The 15,225-nt window shown below is 64.7% G+C and carries 14 protein-coding genes; 4 read left to right on the top strand and 10 right to left on the bottom strand.

Annotated features, from left to right (window positions below; all coding sequences use genetic code 11):
* Nucleotides 1-51: 51 nt before the first annotated feature.
* From ACFC2Y_RS07730 to ACFC2Y_RS07720, 3 genes are read left to right on the top strand one after another with little or no spacing between them, the layout of a single operon-like run.
* On the top strand, nt 52-861 hold the full coding sequence (locus ACFC2Y_RS07730) for a division plane positioning ATPase MipZ (protein WP_375173834.1): 810 nt from the start codon (nt 52-54) through the stop codon (nt 859-861).
* A gap of 57 nt (nt 862-918) precedes the next feature.
* The gene (locus tag ACFC2Y_RS07725) at nt 919-1,437 is read left to right on the top strand and encodes a DinB family protein (protein WP_375173835.1); all 519 of its coding nucleotides are present in this window, start codon (nt 919-921) and stop codon (nt 1,435-1,437) included.
* A complete protein-coding gene (locus tag ACFC2Y_RS07720) occupies nt 1,437-1,712 on the top strand; it encodes a hypothetical protein (RefSeq protein ID WP_375186423.1) in 276 nt (91 codons plus the stop codon). The genes ACFC2Y_RS07725 and ACFC2Y_RS07720 overlap by 1 nt, the downstream gene beginning before the upstream one ends.
* A gap of 9 nt (nt 1,713-1,721) precedes the next feature.
* Here the strand turns inward: ACFC2Y_RS07720 and ACFC2Y_RS07715 are convergent, their stop codons facing one another.
* The 8 genes from ACFC2Y_RS07715 to ACFC2Y_RS07680 all read right to left on the bottom strand — a co-directional run bounded on the left by ACFC2Y_RS07715 (nt 1,722) and on the right by ACFC2Y_RS07680 (nt 10,055).
* Nucleotides 1,722-2,474 carry an SDR family NAD(P)-dependent oxidoreductase gene (locus ACFC2Y_RS07715; RefSeq protein ID WP_375173837.1) on the bottom strand — a complete coding sequence of 251 codons (753 nt, stop codon included), beginning with the start codon at nt 2,472-2,474 and terminating at the stop codon, nt 1,722-1,724.
* 54 nt (nt 2,475-2,528) lie between these two features.
* The gene (locus tag ACFC2Y_RS07710) at nt 2,529-3,134 is read right to left on the bottom strand and encodes a nucleoside triphosphate hydrolase (RefSeq protein ID WP_375173838.1); all 606 of its coding nucleotides are present in this window, start codon (nt 3,132-3,134) and stop codon (nt 2,529-2,531) included.
* Nucleotides 3,135-3,776: a DUF1523 family protein gene (locus ACFC2Y_RS07705; RefSeq protein ID WP_375173839.1), complete on the bottom strand. Its 642-nt coding sequence runs from the start codon at nt 3,774-3,776 to the stop codon at nt 3,135-3,137.
* A 12-nt stretch (nt 3,777-3,788) separates the two neighbouring features.
* Complete coding sequence (locus ACFC2Y_RS07700; RefSeq protein WP_375173840.1) at nt 3,789-4,061, bottom strand: hypothetical protein; 273 nt, start codon at nt 4,059-4,061, stop codon at nt 3,789-3,791.
* A 1-nt stretch (nt 4,062) separates the two neighbouring features.
* Nucleotides 4,063-5,436: a DUF6638 family protein gene (locus tag ACFC2Y_RS07695; protein ID WP_375173841.1), complete on the bottom strand. Its 1,374-nt coding sequence runs from the start codon at nt 5,434-5,436 to the stop codon at nt 4,063-4,065.
* A 181-nt stretch (nt 5,437-5,617) separates the two neighbouring features.
* On the bottom strand, nt 5,618-7,555 hold the full coding sequence (locus ACFC2Y_RS07690; RefSeq protein WP_375173842.1) for an ATP-binding protein: 1,938 nt from the start codon (nt 7,553-7,555) through the stop codon (nt 5,618-5,620).
* Nucleotides 7,556-7,606: 51 nt separating this feature from the next.
* Nucleotides 7,607-8,728 carry a hypothetical protein gene (locus ACFC2Y_RS07685; RefSeq protein WP_375173843.1) on the bottom strand — a complete coding sequence of 374 codons (1,122 nt, stop codon included), beginning with the start codon at nt 8,726-8,728 and terminating at the stop codon, nt 7,607-7,609.
* A 253-nt stretch (nt 8,729-8,981) separates the two neighbouring features.
* Complete coding sequence (locus ACFC2Y_RS07680) at nt 8,982-10,055, bottom strand: hypothetical protein (protein WP_375173844.1); 1,074 nt, start codon at nt 10,053-10,055, stop codon at nt 8,982-8,984.
* Between the two features lie 182 nt (nt 10,056-10,237).
* Between ACFC2Y_RS07680 and ACFC2Y_RS07675 the strand changes: the two genes are divergently transcribed.
* Nucleotides 10,238-10,795 carry a hypothetical protein gene (locus ACFC2Y_RS07675; protein ID WP_375173845.1) on the top strand — a complete coding sequence of 186 codons (558 nt, stop codon included), beginning with the start codon at nt 10,238-10,240 and terminating at the stop codon, nt 10,793-10,795.
* 91 nt (nt 10,796-10,886) lie between these two features.
* Here the strand turns inward: ACFC2Y_RS07675 and polA are convergent, their stop codons facing one another.
* Nucleotides 10,887-13,694: a DNA polymerase I gene (polA, locus tag ACFC2Y_RS07670; RefSeq protein WP_375173846.1), complete on the bottom strand. Its 2,808-nt coding sequence runs from the start codon at nt 13,692-13,694 to the stop codon at nt 10,887-10,889.
* A 76-nt stretch (nt 13,695-13,770) separates the two neighbouring features.
* Nucleotides 13,771-14,976, bottom strand: coding sequence for an MFS transporter (locus ACFC2Y_RS07665; RefSeq protein WP_375173847.1), 1,206 nt, complete (start codon nt 14,974-14,976; stop codon nt 13,771-13,773).
* Between the last annotated feature and the right edge of the window lie 249 nt (nt 14,977-15,225).

Raw genomic sequence — 15,225 nt, 5'->3', positions numbered from 1 at the left:
ATAGTTGCCGCAACAAATAACCGGCCAAATCGCCGGAAAGGGGACACGGGCATGGCGCATATCATTGTCGTCGGAAACGAAAAGGGCGGTGCGGGGAAATCCACTGTCTCGATGCATGTCGCGACGGCTCTGGCCCGCATGGGGCACAAGATCGCCACGCTGGACCTGGACCTGCGTCAGAAAACCCTGGGCCGGTACGTCGACAACCGCAGACGGTATCTGGCCAAGGAAGGGGTAGAGCTGCCCTCGCCCGATTACATCGACCTGCCGGAGATCGACAAGGCGCAGCTGCAGCCCGGCGAAAACCCCTATGATCACCGGCTGTCCGCCGCGGTATCGCAGCTGGAAGCCGAGGCGGATTTCATCCTGATCGACTGCCCCGGGTCACACACCCGCCTCAGCCAGGTGGCGCATTCGCTGGCCGATACGCTGATCACGCCCCTGAACGACAGTTTCATCGACTTCGACCTGCTGGCCCATATCGACAATGACGGCGAACGGATCCTCGGCCCCTCGGTCTATTCCGAAATGGTCTGGAATGCGCGGCAGTTGCGTGCGCAGGCCGGGCTGAAGCCGATCGACTGGGTCGTACTGCGCAACCGTCTTGGCGCGCAGCAGATGGTCAACAAGGCGAAGATGGAAAAGGCGATCGAGAAGCTGTCGAAACGGATCGGCTTTCGCGTGGCCCCCGGCTTCAACGAACGTGTCATCTTCCGCGAGCTGTTCCCGCGTGGCCTGACACTTCTGGACTTGAAGGACATCGGGGTGCAGCAGCTCAACATCTCCAACGTGGCTGCCCGGCAGGAGTTGCGCGACCTCATCAAGGCGCTGGATTTACCCGGGGTTTCGGTCAGGTTCTGACATGGCACGCCGTCCCGGATATCGCAGGCCGAGACGGACCAGAGCCGGAGGCGACAGATGACGCCCTATCTCCAGATGGCGCTTAACAATGCCTGGGCGAATTCCACGCTCTACGCCGCGCTGGCCGGTCTGAGCGAGGCGGAATTCGCGGCCCCGCGCCCGGGGTTCTTCCCCTCGATCAGCGAGACACTGAACCATATCCTTATTGTCGATCTCTATTACCTCGACGCGCTGGAAGAGGGCGGGCTGGGGCGGCGCATCCGTGAGCAACCGCCCGAGACGACCCCGGCCGGGCTGGGTGCCCGCCAGGCGGAGGCGGACATGCGGCTGGCGACGTTCTGTGGCAATCTGACAGAGGCCCAGCTGACCCGACGTGTCCGCACGGAACGGGACGAGGACCCGGAGATGACGGAGCGGGTGGACCGGCTGCTGCTGCATCTTTTCCAGCACCAGATCCATCATCGCGGGCAGGCCCATGTCCAGGTTCAGGACGCCGGGATCGCGCCGCCGCAACTGGATGATTTCTACCTGGACCATGACCGCGCCCCGTCGGCGCGCCCCTATTGGACGGAGTGATGACCATGAACCCAATGGTTGTTTTTGTACTTGTAGCCCAAACAGTTATCTTCCTCGCTTGGGCATTCGTGGCATTTCGGACGCTGATCCGCCTGAATGCCGTGGCCACCGAACGCCGGACGGCCGAAGGGCTGGGCCCGGTCGGGTTCTCGCAGACGCTGGCCGCCTTTTCCGATTTCGCGCGCGGACGGGTGTTGCGCGAGGACCGGATGATGCTGCTTCTGCTCACCCTGGCCCTGTTCGCCAGCATCGCGATCCGCGGCACCCTCGGCTGAGGGGGACGGTCAGCGCCTGAGCGCCGGCAGACCGACCCCGGTGCTCTGAAACCCGCCATCCGCGGCGATGCATTGCCCCGTCACATAGCTGGCCCTGTCGGAACAGAGAAATGTGATCAGCTCGCCGATCTCCTGTTCCGACCCGTAGCGGTTCAGCGGAATGGCGTCGTGATAGGCGTCTATGATCTCCTGCGTGTGGACGGCCATGGCCAGCTTGGTCCGGACCGGCCCGGGGCAGACCGCATTGGCCCGCACACCCCATTCCCCCCATTCCGCCGCCTGCTGCTGCGTCAGGTGAATGACAGCTGCCTTGGAGGTGCCATAGGCCACGCGCAGGGTGGAGGCCCGCAGGCCGGAGATCGAGGCGATGTTGACGATGGCGCCCTTCACCTCCTTCAGCGCAGGGGCGAGGGCCTGAGAGCACAGGAAGACCCCGTCGAGGTTGGTCGCCATCACGCGCCGCCACATCCGGAAATCGCAGTCGTCTATCGGGCCGAATTCCGCCACGCCGGCATTGTTCACCAGGGCATGGACCTCGCCCAGCTCGGCCCGGGCGGTTCGTACCATGGCGTCGACCTGATCGGGATCGGAGACATCGCAGGCGATGGCGATGACATTGTCCCGCTCCGCCGCGACCTTTTCCAGTTCATCGGCATCCCGGTCGATCATGGCGACTCGGCGCCCCTCGGCCCGGAACAGATCTGTCGTGGCCAGCCCGATCCCGCGGGCGGCGCCGGTGACGATGGCGGTTGATCTTGTCATGCTGTCCTCCGCATTTTTGCGAAGGATGCGGGAAAACCGCGACGGGCGAAAGAGTTATCCGTTGACGACAACCAGATCCGCGTCGCAGCTTTCTTCGCGGACCGTATCGCCGTTCGGCAGGTCGTTGGTCTCCAACTTGCGGGCGATCTCCTCCGCCGTCAGCCCGTAGTGCTGCCACCTGCCCGTCAGACGACGGGCCAGTTCGTCGCGTGGCACGCGGAGCATCACGGTCAGGTCGAAACAGGGGGCGAGCCCCTGCCAGGGCGTGCGGTCCAGCAACAGGTAGTTCCCCTCAACCAGTATCAGCCGGGTCCGATAGGGAATGATCCGGGCGCTGCCGCGGCTGATCTCCAGGTCGCGGTCGAAAACCGGCACGGCCACGTCGGAGGTGGCCTCGCGCAGACGCTCCAACACCGACAAAAGCCCGCCGACGTCAAAGGTATCCGGCGCGCCCTTGTGCGCCAACCGCCCCCGGTCGCGCAGGATGGCGTCGTCGTAGTGAAAGCCGTCCATCGGCAGGATCGCAGTATCGGACAGCTTGCCTGCCAGGGCCTCCGCCAGAGTGGATTTGCCAGCGCCGGGCGGTCCGGCGATGGCCACAATACTGCGCATGGGAAGCGCGGCGAGCCGCTCGGTCAGTTGGGTGACCGTAGCCTCCACCTAGCGCCGCCAGGTGGAGAGCCAGCGGCCCAGCCGGCCCCGTTTCTCCCGGGCGCTGTCGGTCAGGTTGTCCCAGCCCTCGTCCATATTGTCGACCATCGGGTCGATGCGGCGCTGACGGAAGCGGATCCATCGGACGCGGATGGCCCAGACGATGGCAAAGAAGATCAGCAGGATGATGATGTTCAGCCAGGGGATGATCGTCATGTCCGGATCGGCGACCTGCTTGACACCGATGGCGTTCGGGAAAACAGACCAGAATTCGATGCGCCAGCCATAGTGCGTGACCATGACCCATTTCGGGTTCTCGGAGGTGGATTTCAGGTCGCTCGCCTGGGTCTGCAGGTTGGAGGTGTCGAACTTGAAATAAGGCGGCCAGCCCCAGCCGGTATCCTCGTTGCGGTAGACCAACGGCTTGCCGTTCTGCTTGATCGTCTGGATGAAAAAGACATCCCGGTTGATCGTGCCGGTGGCATTGCCGGTGTCTTCCTTGGCCCAGAAGATCGAGTTCTCGCCGAAATCCACGCGCTTTTCATAGGTATCCGCAATGCGCACGATGTCACGCTGCGGCAGCGTGTAGTGGAAGAAGGCGACCAGAACCAGCGTGACGATGCCCCAGAAGGTCCATTTGATGTACTGCATATGCTCGGCCCCTCAGGTGTAGTTCACGACGTAGATGATATAGGCGATGACAGCCACGGGGACTATGTAGACCAGCAGAATTAGTTTGCGGCGAAAGCTGTCGTCGTAGTCCTCCAGCCCCCGGCGCACGTAAAGGTCGCGCTCCTCCCCGTACTCCCGGTCGCCCTCGTCATAGGCCGCGCGTAGCTTGCCCTTGCGGACCTGCCGCGACCAGAGCGAGACGGAGGCATAGACCACCGTCAGCACGACAAACAGGACCAGTCCGAGGCGCATAAGGCTCAGCATCCTATTTCCTTTCCTTCAGCACCGCGCCCCAGGGGCCGACGCGGGCGATCATCTCTTCCGCCGGTGCGGGCGATTGCGCAGGCTTTGGCGCGGGCGGCGGCAGCAGGGCCATCGGCGCCTCATGTCCAAAGAGTGCCGCGCGCGTGCCCGCCTTGTCCACGGCATATTCGGTCGCAAGGAAATCAGCGACATAGCTCTTCTTCGTCTCGCTCCAGGTGGCGTAGAGGCGATAGAAGAGCTCCTTGTGGCAGATGAAGAGCTGGCGGACATCCTTGGGCGTCAGCTCGGCCAGCAGCATGTTGATCAGATCGGCGTCAGGATGGTCCGCCGCGCGCAGGGTGTAGAAATAGGCCGGGTGGTCCGAGGTGATCTTGGGCCACTCGCCCCCGTCCTCCGCCCAGGCGACCAGACGGCGCAGGGCGTGGTATTCTTCCGGCAGGTCGTCGGCATGGCGCCGCGCCAGCAGGCGGATGTCGCGCCGGGTTGCACCGGTCAGGTCCATCTTTGCCTCCTGCGCCGCATCCACGACGATGAAGTCCATCTTCTGGCGCAGGATCGCGCTGGCGTCGATGCCCCGCGCCTTGACGATCGGCTCCACCAGGTTGTTGTCGCTGAGGAAGCGGGCGATCTTGTTCGTCTCGCCCTTCTCTATGACCCGGCCGAGGCCCGCCTCCTCCATCGCGTCGTCATCCTCGGTGATCACCGTCGGCGCGGTCGAGCGGAAGATGTAGCTGCCGCCGAAATGCGCGGTCCAGAAGTTCTCCTGCTCGAAGCTCATCTTCTTGAGCCGCACCGGGTTGCGCGTCACGTCCCCGGTCTTCTTGGCCACGGAGATCATCTCGGCGATCAGCACGTCGTCGAACCAGCCGTCCTCCTCCTGCAGGAAGCGGTCGGAGAGCTGGCCGAGCTTTTCCGCATCGCGCACCAGCCCGGTGGTCGTGTCTGCCTCGATCTCGATCTTGCGGATGTCGTTCAGCCGCGCCGGGTTGGTGACGGAGAAGACGGAATTCAGGAGTTCGCCGGCCACCGCGTCGCGCGCGGTCAGGGCAAAGAGCTGCGCCTCGTTCTCCTCGATGAACTGCCGCAGGATCTGGCGGGAGGTCGAGAAGCTGGCGTTCAGCAACGGCGCGGTCTTCTGCGCGGTCGTCAGCAGGATGAACTGCCGGTTGCATCCGTTTTCGTTGAGGTAGAGGGGGTCGCCCAGTTCGTCGCCGATCTCGGGCGAGTAGCCGGAGATGTCGATGTGGAAATCGGTGAGTTGGGTCTGTTTGCCGGTGAGATGTTTGAGCGCCCGGTTGTACCGCTCGACCAGCGCGGGGCTGTCGACGGGGATCAGATTGCCGAACATGAGGCCGAGTTTGATCAGACGTTGCACGGACGCCCCCTCTCCCTAACCCTCTCCCCCGCAGGGAGAGGGGATTGTGTTGCGCTGGTGCCCGAGGTGCCGCGCCCTCCCCCTGCAGGGGGAGGGCCGGGGAGGGGGGCCACCGCACCGCTCCATCCGCTATCGCCCCCTCTCCCCGCGGGGGAGAGGGCCGGGGTGAGGGGCAGGCCGATCACCCCTTCCCCTCCAGATACCGCCGCCGCGCCGCGTCCTGACGCCCCATGTCCCGCACCATCCCCTCGATCGCGACCTCGTCGGACTTGTCGGCATAGCGGAATTCGCTGTCGGCGTAGCGGTTGATCTCCTGCACGACCATGTCGATGGTGATCGGCCGCCGCAGCTCCTCGATCATCGCGCTCTTCTCGTCGTAGGGTTTGAAGAGGAAGAGTTCCGGCTCCTCCATCCATTCGTCGGGCAGTTCGAAATCCATGGCGCGAACCTTCACCGCGTCGGTGATGTTCTTGATCGCGCGGCCGGTAAAGCGTTCATCCGCCTCCTGGATCGCCTTCAGATAGGTCCCTAGCTTGGCAATCGTGTCGAACCCGCCGATCCGCGCCTCGACTTCGGCGAAGACCTTCACCAGCCCCTCTTCCTTCGGCCTCCCATGCGCCTCGAAGGAGGCGGCGACGGCGCGCTTGATCTCCTGCGCGGCGTAGAGTTCGTGATCGCCGAGGGGAATGTCATGCCGCTTGCCCATCAGCAGGGCGAGGATGTCGATATAGTCCTCCCGCGTCTGCGGCCCGTCGACGAGGAACCGCGCCCCGGCCCGCTGCCTTAACGCATCGTCCACGTTTTCAGGGTAGTTGGAGAACATGCCGAAGGTGCAGTTGCCGCGCACCACGGTGTTGGCCCCGGCAAAGGCCTCCATGAAGACGGCCGTCACCTCCTGCTGCCCGGCGGAGGACTGGCGGTCGCCCCGCTTGCCCGCGATCTGGTCGATGTCGTCGATTGTGCCGAAACCAATGACGGAAGGATCGAGTATGTTCTGTACAAAAGCCTTGGCGTTCTGGCCTGACTTGCCCTGATAGCTGTCGATATTGTCGATACCGAAGTTCTGATAGCGGAAAGGATAGCCCGCATTCTGGCAGTAGTCGTTGATCAGCCCGGCCATCATCTGGATCAGGGTGGTCTTGCCGGTGCCCGGCGCGCCGTCGCCCATGAAGGTGAAGATGAAGCCGCCAAGCTCCGCAAAGGGATTCAGGCGGCGGTCGAAATCATAGGCCATGACCATCTTGGCCAGCTTCATCGCCTGATACTTGGCGATATGGTTGCCGACGACCTCATGCGGTTTCTTGAACTGCATGACCAGCGCCGGGCCGCCCGCCTTGCGTGCCGGAGTGAACCCCCGGATCGTCAGATCATCCGCCTCGACCCGGTAGGAGGCATTGGCAAAGGGCGCCACCCGCGCCAGCCCCTCGGCCCGGCGCGCGGCTTTCTCCATCAACGCCTCGGCGAAGGCGGTGACCGTGGGCACCAGTTTTTCCTCGTCACCCTCGGCATGGGCGCCGAGGTCCTGGTCCAGCTCCCAAAGCGCGCCGTGCAGGGCGAGGGATGCGTTGTCGGTCAGAAACTCCTCGACCTCGCCGACCTCGACCGTGACCTCCCCCGCGTGATCCGCCAAGAGCGAGACCAGCGCATTGGCCGAGGCATGCATCACGATCAGCGCTTCGGCGGCGAGCAGCTCCGAAAACTCCGCCTTCCGGTCCACGCCCAGCCCCCCTTCGAGGTTCTTGCGCTTCAGATCTGCCAGACCGGTCTGTTCCGCAAACCCCTCGCCCAGGGCCAGCCCGATCGCCAGGGCCCGGCGCAGGGCCTGCAGAACCGCCGCCTGCCGGGAGGACATCAGCGGATCGTCCCCGTCGCAGGCCGCGACCCGGTCGATCAGATGCACGCCCTCCGGCCGCTCCTCTCGCCGCGTCACCAGCCCCGGCGTGGTCGAGCGGAACCGCCGACGTGTGCCGACCCCGGGCGAGCGTTCCGCCACCGGCGCGGCCGTGGGTTTGGCCACCCGCGGCGCATGATCGAACCCGTCCAACAGAGCCAGGGCGGCGTCGTAGTGCTTCGCGATCTCCTCTTCCCGCAGTTCCATCAGATCGGACGTCAGGGTCATGCCCGCCCCTCCCGTTTCATCTTTCCAAAAATACTCATACCCGGGCCTCCGTCAGCGATAGCTCAGAACACGGCCGGACCGGCCCACCACGAATTTCCGCACCTGGGCAAAGCCCGGCGGGTCGCGCTCGGCCAGCACCTGATAGGGGCGTTCGGGCAGGATGATCGCGCGGGTTTGTTCCGTCGCACCCGTCTCCGGCCCGCCGGTGAGCGGATCGATCTGGAATATCTCGCGTTCGTTGGTGCCGAACCATCCGGCGCGTTCGGTGCGCACGCGTTCGGAAACCAGCACCTCATCCGTCCAGGCCAGCGCCCAGTCCTCGCCTTCGCGCGAACCGGCGTTTTCCAGCACATCGCGGATCGGGCCGGACTGGCGGGTGTAGGCGTGGGAATACATCGGGCCGATGTGGAAGCGGCGCAGGCGTTTGGGGTGGAGCTCGTCGAAATCCTCGTCAAATCCCTTGGCGATGGTCAGCAGTTTCAGCCCGCCGAGGCTCTGCGCCATGAGATGCGCCTGCACCTCCGGCCAGCGGCGTTCATCGCGGGGGAGCGCGGTCGGGTCGGTGTCCTCCAGCTCCATCAGATAGATGACGGGCAGGTTGAGCTGGCTGTCGTAAACCGACCAATGCAGCATGTAGCGCCGCCGCTTGTCGTCGATGTCACCGAGCCAGAGCGCCTCCGGATCGTTGCGCGGCCAGAACAGGCCGCCGCGGGTCAGCTCCTCATAGTAGAGGCGCTGCGACAGGGCGAACTGCAGGCGGGTCGGGATCTCCAGATCCCCGATGATCTGGGCCAGCATGTCGCGTTTCAACGCGTCCCGACCGGCCATTTCGCGCAGGTGCCGTTCGGCCTGCTGCGCGTCATTGGCCATGACCATCAACTCCTGCGCGGCCGGAAAGCCGCTTTCGTGGTTGTCGATGGTGAGAGAGCCGAAGAACTTGCCCGTGTCGCGCCCTGTCAGCAGGTATTTCATGCTGAGCGCGCGGAAGGTGATGGTCAGCGCGGTCAGATGGCGGGTCAGCACCTCCGTCTCGCGGCGGGAGAGGGATTTTTCCGCCTCCATCGTTCCGGCGACGCGGGCGAGGTGGGCCATTATCCCTTCGAACTTCCGGAAGTATCGACGCGAGGCATAGGTGTCGGAGAGGCCGACGTGGTCGTGGGCGGGCTCAGCCACGGGAGGCGTCCTTTGTCAGGCAGACCATGTTCGGGGCGCGAAGCGGCCCGGACAGCGCCCGTCCGCCCCCCCGGGCGGGCGCTTCGCACCCACCCGCGGACGGGCCCAGTCCTCTGTTGTGCAAGGTCCGGCGGGTACAGCAGTGAATTGGCTGAGGTCTCATGGCTTTCCGATCCAATGACGGGTCATGCAGAACCGGCCCTCTCGCGGTTGCGATGCAACCGCTGCCGGGCGCAGATTGCTGCGCAACCTGCTATCCGTAGAGGTTCTTGTCGTGCTTCTCGACGATCTTCTGGAACCGCCGGGCAAAACGTTCGTCGGCCTTGGCCTTTTCTTCCAGCACCTTGCGGGCAAAGACCATGTGGTCCTCGTGCGCCTCCAGCATGTCGGCCATCCGGGCGTTGGTTGCGGCGCCAATCTGGGCCATGGCCTGTTGCGCCTGCTTGTCCGTCTGGGTGCCGATCTCGTTAATCTTGTGGGCGACGTCCTGTTGCTGCGCGGTTTTCAGCGATTTGGTCAAAGCATCGTAGAGGACCACGCGTTGCTGCGTGTCCGTCTTGAGCTTGTTGATGAGCACCATCTGCGTCGCCGCCTGGTTCTGCAGGCTGTCGACCCAGCTCTTGCCCTTTTCGATATAGCGTTCCAGCGTCTGGGACTTGGCCAGCTTGACCTGCTCCTCCTGCACCAGCGCATTGTATTCCTTGTTCAGATCCGCCAGCTCGGTTTCCAGCTTGGTGCGGGCAGCGGCGTCCTGTTCGACGGAGATCTTGTTCTCCAGCTCGATGATCTTGGGGTCCATGGCGAGGATCTTGGCTCGGGTGTCTTCAAGCTCCTGCACCGTCATCTCGCGGTCGTCGAGGGTGGCGGTCAGGTTGACCTCGACCTTCTCCTTCTGCTCGTTGAGCACGGCCAGCTGCCCTTCGAGCAGCTTGGTGATGACATCGGATTTCGCGATCAGATCCTGCAGCTTGTCGTCGATCGAGGCGGTGCGGATGCGTTCCTGCCGCATGCTGTCCGCCTTGGCGCCCGAGAAGATGCCCACGAAGCTTTCCCAGCCGGTCTTTGACCGCATCTCGTCGAAATCCTTGGAAAATGCGGCGGTGACATCGTCCAGTCCCATGATCAGCTCGGCGATATTGGCGTTCATCACCTCGGTCTGGGCGTGGACATCCTCCAGCGTCGCGTTTTCGATGTCGACGCTGATGTCCTCCCCCGTCTCCATCTTCTGGCGGGCCAGTTCGATCCGGCTGCTCAGTTCGGCAATCTTGCTCTGGGCGGCCGCCACCTGTTCCTGGCTTTCGCGGACCTGTGCGTCGAAATCGGACATCCTCGTCTCCGTTGGCAAATACTGACCGTAATATGGGGTCACTTAACGTCATTTTCAGGATGGCGTCACCGGAAAAGGAAGGGAAGGTCGTGTATCCCTGACTTGATGTGCTGCCGTGCGCCGATCAGGATGACGCCGTGTAACCCCCCGCATATTCCGCGGGGCTAAGGGAGTGAAGATTCATGAAGACATCCATTTTCTCCGCCGTGCTGGCCCTGGCCATGACCGCAGGAGCCGCGCAGGCCGATGAGGTCACCGACACCTTGCAAAGCGCGCTGGAGGCCTATGAAGAGGGCGACCTGCAATATGCGCTGGAAGAGCTGGACTATGCCAAGCAGTTGATGCTGACGATGAAGACCGACGCCCTGTCGGGCTTCCTGCCCGCGGCGCCGGACGGCTGGACCCGCGAGGTCAATTCGGAAATCAACGCCAGCCTAGGCATGATGGGCGGCGGCGTCGGGGCCGAGGCGGAATATTCCGGCGGCGGGGACAGTATCACGCTGACGATCCTGGCCGACAATCCGATGGTCGGCGCGATGAGCGCGATGATCGGCAACGCCGCCGCCATGGGCATGAAGGTCGAACGGATCGGGCGCGAGAAGTTCGCGGTGCAGGACGGTACGGTCCAGGGGCTGATCGACAGCCGAATCCTGGTGAAGGCCGAGGGCGGCGATATGGATATGATGCTGAAGCTTCTGGAAGAGATCGACTATCGCGAGTTGGGCCGGTTCGGTCAGTGAGCGCGGGGTGAGAATTCGTCCGGTCGGAGGTCGGGGGCGCTGCCCCCGGCGCTGACGCGCCTCCCCCGAGATATTTTCGGCAAAAAGAAAGTCAGTGCGCCTGCGCCCAGTTCAGGCCGGAGCCCGCGTCGACCACCAGCGGCACGTCGATCTTCACGGCAGGGGCGGCGGCGCTTTCCATCACGCGGCGGGCGACCTCGGTGACCTCCTCGACCGCGCTCTCGTCGACCTCGAAGATCAGTTCGTCGTGGACCTGCAGGAGCATCTTGGCCGGCAGTTTCTCGATCGCCTCGGGCATGCGGATCATGGCGCGGCGGATGATGTCGGCGGCCGTGCCCTGAATGGGCGCGTTGATCGCGGCACGGCGGGCAAAGCCGGCACGGGGGCCCTTGGCGGCGATTTCCGGCGTGTGGATGCGGCGACCGAACAGCGTTTTGACATAGCCGTTGGCTTTGCCGAATTCGGTGGTCTCGTCCATGTAGGTCCGGATGCCGGGGAAGCGTTCGAAATAGCTGTCGATGAAGCCCTGCGCCTCGGCCCGGGGAATGCGCAGATTGCGGGCGAGGCCGAAGCCGGAGATGCCGTAGATCACGCCGAAGTTGATCGCCTTGGCCTGACGGCGGATGTCGGGGGTCATGTCCTCCATCGGGACGTTGAACATTTCCGACGCGGTGGCGGCGTGAATGTCCTGCCCCTCCTCGAAGGCCTGTTTCAGGGCGGGGATGTCGGCGATATGGGCCAGGATGCGCAGCTCGATCTGGGAATAGTCGAGCGAGAGCAGGCGCTTGCCCTCCTCCGCGATAAAGGCCTCGCGGATGCGGCGGCCCTCTTCGCTGCGGACGGGGATGTTCTGCAGGTTGGGGTCGGTTGACGCGAGGCGGCCGGTGTTGGCGCCGGTCTGCACGTAGGAGGTATGGACGCGGCCGGTGTCTGGATTGATGTGTTCCTGCAGGCTGTCGGTGTAGGTCGATTTGAGCTTCGACAGCTGCCGCCAGTCGAGCACGCGGCCGGGCAATTCATGTTCGGTGGCGAGGTCTTCCAGAACGTCGGCGCCGGTGACATAGGCGCCGGTCTTGCCCTTCTTGCCGCCCTCCAGCCCCATCTTGTCAAACAGGATCTCACCCAGTTGCTTGGGCGAGCCGACGTTGAAATTCTCACCGGCGAGTTCGTGGATCTCCGCCTCCAGCCCCGCCATTTTCTGCGCGAAGGCGTTGGACATGCGCGAAAGCGTGTCGCGGTCAACCTTGATGCCATGCATCTCCATCTGCGCCAGCACCGGAGAGAGCGGGCGTTCGAGGGTTTCGTAGACCGTCGTGACCTTCTTGGCGTGGAGCTGCGGTTTCAGCACCTTCCACAGGCGCAGGGTGATGTCGGCGTCCTCGGCGGCATAGGCGGTGGCCTTGTCCAGCGGCACCTTGTCGAAGGTGATCTGGCTTTTGCCGGAGCCGAGCAGATCCTTGATCGGGATCGGCTGGTGATCGAGGTACCGGTCGGAGAGCGCATCCATCCCATGCTGGTGCAGCCCGGCATTCAGCGCGTAGGAGATCAGCATTGTGTCGTCGATCGGGGCCACCGCGATCCCGTAGCGTTTCAGGATCTTGGCGTCGTATTTCATGTTCTGCCCGATCTTGAGGATCGACGGGTCCTCCAGCACCGGTTTCAGCATCGCCAGCGCCTCGGCCTCCGCCATCTGCCCCTCGGCCAGCGTGTCGTCGGCAAAGAGGCCGTCGCCCTCGCTGTTCTTGTGCGCCAGCGGGACATAGCAGGCCTGGCCGGGGTCGGTGGCGAGGCAGATGCCGACAAGGTCGACCTGCATTTCGTCGAGGCCGGTCGTCTCGGTATCGAGCGCGACGTAGCCGCGTTCATAGATCCGATCGATCCAGACCTGCATCGCCGCGGCGTCCGACACCATTTCGTAGGCCTCGGGGTCGATCGGCGGCATCTCCACCGTTTCTGGCGCATCCTCTCCGCCCTGTATGTTGACCTCCGGCAGGGCGGGGGCTTCGACCCCCATCTGGTCTGCGATGCGCTTGGTGAGGGTGCGGAACTCCATCTCGTTCAGGAAACCGAGGAGGGTCTCGGCATCCGGGTCGCGGACCTCCAGATCGTCGAGGGTGAAGTCGAGCGGGGTGTCGCAGTCGAGCTGGACCAGTCTCTTGGACAGTTCGATCTGGGCGCGGTTGTCGATCAGTGTCTGGCGGCGCTTGGGCTGCTTGATCTCTTCCGCGCGATCCAGAAGCTCCTCGAGGGAGCCGAATTCATTGATCAGCAGGGCCGCGGTCTTGATCCCGATGCCCGGCGCACCCGGTACATTGTCGACGCTGTCCCCGGCCAGGGCCTGCACGTCCACCACACGATCCGGACCGACGCCGAACTTGGCCTCGACGCCTTCGATCCCGATCCGGGTGTTCTTCATCGCGTCCAGCATCTCGACCCCGCCGCCGACCAGCTGCATCAGGTCCTTGTCGGAGGAGATGATGGTGACCCGCCCGCCCGCGTCCCGGGCCTGGCAGGCGAGGGTGGCGATGATGTCGTCGGCCTCAAAACCCTCCAGCTCCTTGCAGGCGATGCTGAAGGCCTCCGTCGCGCGGCGCGTCAAGGGGATCTGGGGGCGCAGGTCTTCCGGCATGGCCTCGCGGTTGGCCTTGTAGAGGTCATACATGTCATTGCGGAAGGTGTGGCTGCCCTTGTCGAATATCACTGCCACGTGGGTTGGCGCGTCGGGGCCGGTGTTCCCTTCGACATAGCGGTGCAGCATGTTGCAGAAGCCCGAAACAGCCCCCACCGGCAGGCCGTCGGATTTCCGGGTGAGCGGCGGCAGCGCGTGATAGGCCCGGAAGATGAAGGCCGATCCGTCGATCAGGTGCAGGTGACAACCTTTGCCGAATTGCTGGGACATTCTGGCCTCCACGTCTTGGGTCAGGACGGTTCTGCCATGAACCGGCAGAGGGGACCAGCGGGCATTTCCGGTTGGCTCAGACCGCGTGCCCCCGGCGCAGGCGCAGGGCCAGGGCGACGGTCAGCCCGGGCGGGATCACGGCCAGCGCGACGAGGAAGGCCAGGGCGCCCTCCGCGCCGAAGGTTTCGCTGATCATCCCGGCCACCCAGGGCCCGGCGGCAGAGGCGATCAGCGCCAGCGGGGCGATGCGTCCCATGATGCGCGGATAGTCGGCGGCGCCGAAGACCGCCAGCGGCAGCGACCCGCGCGCGATGGACCACAACCCGTTGCCCGCGCCAAAGGCCATGACCGCCGCGCCCGCCGCCAGCCCGGCCCAGAGGGCCACCATCCCGGCAAGGGCCAGCGCGGCAGAGACGGCCATGGTCCAGATCGGGTGGTGACGGCCCCGGCCCGCCATTTCGATCACCCGCGCGGCGACCTGGGCAGGCCCGAAGAGCGCGCCGATCCCGACCGCGGCAGCCAGGGTCAGCCCCTGCCCCGTCAGGATTGGGATCAGCGTCAGGGTCAGCACGGAGGCCATGGCGGAAAAGCACATGCCTGCCAGCGCGACCAGCCAGAACCGCGGATCGCGATAGAGCCAGCCAAGCGCGCCATCACCGCCCCCACGCACGGTGGCATGGGGCGTCTCCGCCCGGGGGAGGCCCCAGAGGCAAAGGGGGATCGTCACCAGCACATGGAACCCCGCATAGGCCAGGAGCGCGCCGCGCCAGCCGAGGTATTCCACCAGAACGGCCGAGATCGGCCAGCAGACCGTGCTGGCGAACCCACCGAACAGCGTGAGCGCGGTGATCGCGCCGCGCGCGCCCTCGCCATAGAGCCGCCCGAGGGCCGAAAAGGCCGCGTCATACAGGCCCGCGCCCATGCCCAGGCCGGTGATGATCCAGGCGAGCAGATACACCGGCAGGGAGTGGGCCATCGCCATGACGACCTGCCCCAGGGCTATCAGCGCCATGCCAACGGCCAGCACCCGTCGCCCGCCATGCCGCTGGATCAATGTGCCGACGCGAGGCGAGGCCAGCCCCGACACCAAAAGCCCCAGGGAGAAACCGGCGGAGAGCTGTGCTGCGCTCCACCCGGTGTCGCCCGCCATGGGGTCGTGGAAGATCCCCGGCAGGTAAAAGCTGCTCCCCCAGGAGAAGATCATCACGATGCCCAGCACGGTAACGGTGCGCAGGAATTGCGGCGACGGCGGGGTCGTGTCGGGATCGGTTTTCAGGGGCACGGGGTCAGGAGTAAGGGGTCAGAGTCCAGTCGGTCGGCGCTACCCTACCCATGGCGGTGGCGAAGGCCAGCCTTGTTGCGGACAGGCCCTACTCGAATGAGGCTATGGGAGGCGGCGCGCTGGACAGTGAGCCAAGCAATGCGGCCGACCCGGAAGCCCCGTCAGCAGTGGACGTCAATCGAACAACGGATTGGAAAATCCGGAATAGTTAGAGCCGGGGCGACCGGTGATCCGGGAGGTGCAGTTTTT

The organism is Pseudooceanicola sp., assembly GCF_041987405.1.
Classification (GTDB): Bacteria; Pseudomonadota; Alphaproteobacteria; order Rhodobacterales; family Rhodobacteraceae; genus Pseudooceanicola.
Note: the sequence above shows the minus strand (reverse complement) of the source record. Positions and strands in the feature narration are given on the sequence as shown.

Excerpts from the sequence above, each read along its gene's own strand:
- polA (WP_375173846.1), bottom strand. The coding sequence starts at position 13,694 with ATGTCCCAGCAATTCGGCAAAGGTTGTCACCTGCACCTGATCGACGGA.
- ACFC2Y_RS07720 (WP_375186423.1), top strand. The coding sequence starts at position 1,437 with ATGACCATGAACCCAATGGTTGTTTTTGTACTTGTAGCCCAAACAGTT.
- ACFC2Y_RS07690 (WP_375173842.1), bottom strand. The coding sequence starts at position 7,555 with ATGACCCTGACGTCCGATCTGATGGAACTGCGGGAAGAGGAGATCGCG.
- ACFC2Y_RS07730 (WP_375173834.1), top strand. The coding sequence starts at position 52 with ATGGCGCATATCATTGTCGTCGGAAACGAAAAGGGCGGTGCGGGGAAA.
- ACFC2Y_RS07700 (WP_375173840.1), bottom strand. The coding sequence starts at position 4,061 with ATGCTGAGCCTTATGCGCCTCGGACTGGTCCTGTTTGTCGTGCTGACG.
- ACFC2Y_RS07705 (WP_375173839.1), bottom strand. The coding sequence starts at position 3,776 with ATGCAGTACATCAAATGGACCTTCTGGGGCATCGTCACGCTGGTTCTG.
- ACFC2Y_RS07675 (WP_375173845.1), top strand. The coding sequence starts at position 10,238 with ATGAAGACATCCATTTTCTCCGCCGTGCTGGCCCTGGCCATGACCGCA.
- ACFC2Y_RS07680 (WP_375173844.1), bottom strand. The coding sequence starts at position 10,055 with ATGTCCGATTTCGACGCACAGGTCCGCGAAAGCCAGGAACAGGTGGCG.
- ACFC2Y_RS07715 (WP_375173837.1), bottom strand. The coding sequence starts at position 2,474 with ATGACAAGATCAACCGCCATCGTCACCGGCGCCGCCCGCGGGATCGGG.
- ACFC2Y_RS07725 (WP_375173835.1), top strand. The coding sequence starts at position 919 with ATGACGCCCTATCTCCAGATGGCGCTTAACAATGCCTGGGCGAATTCC.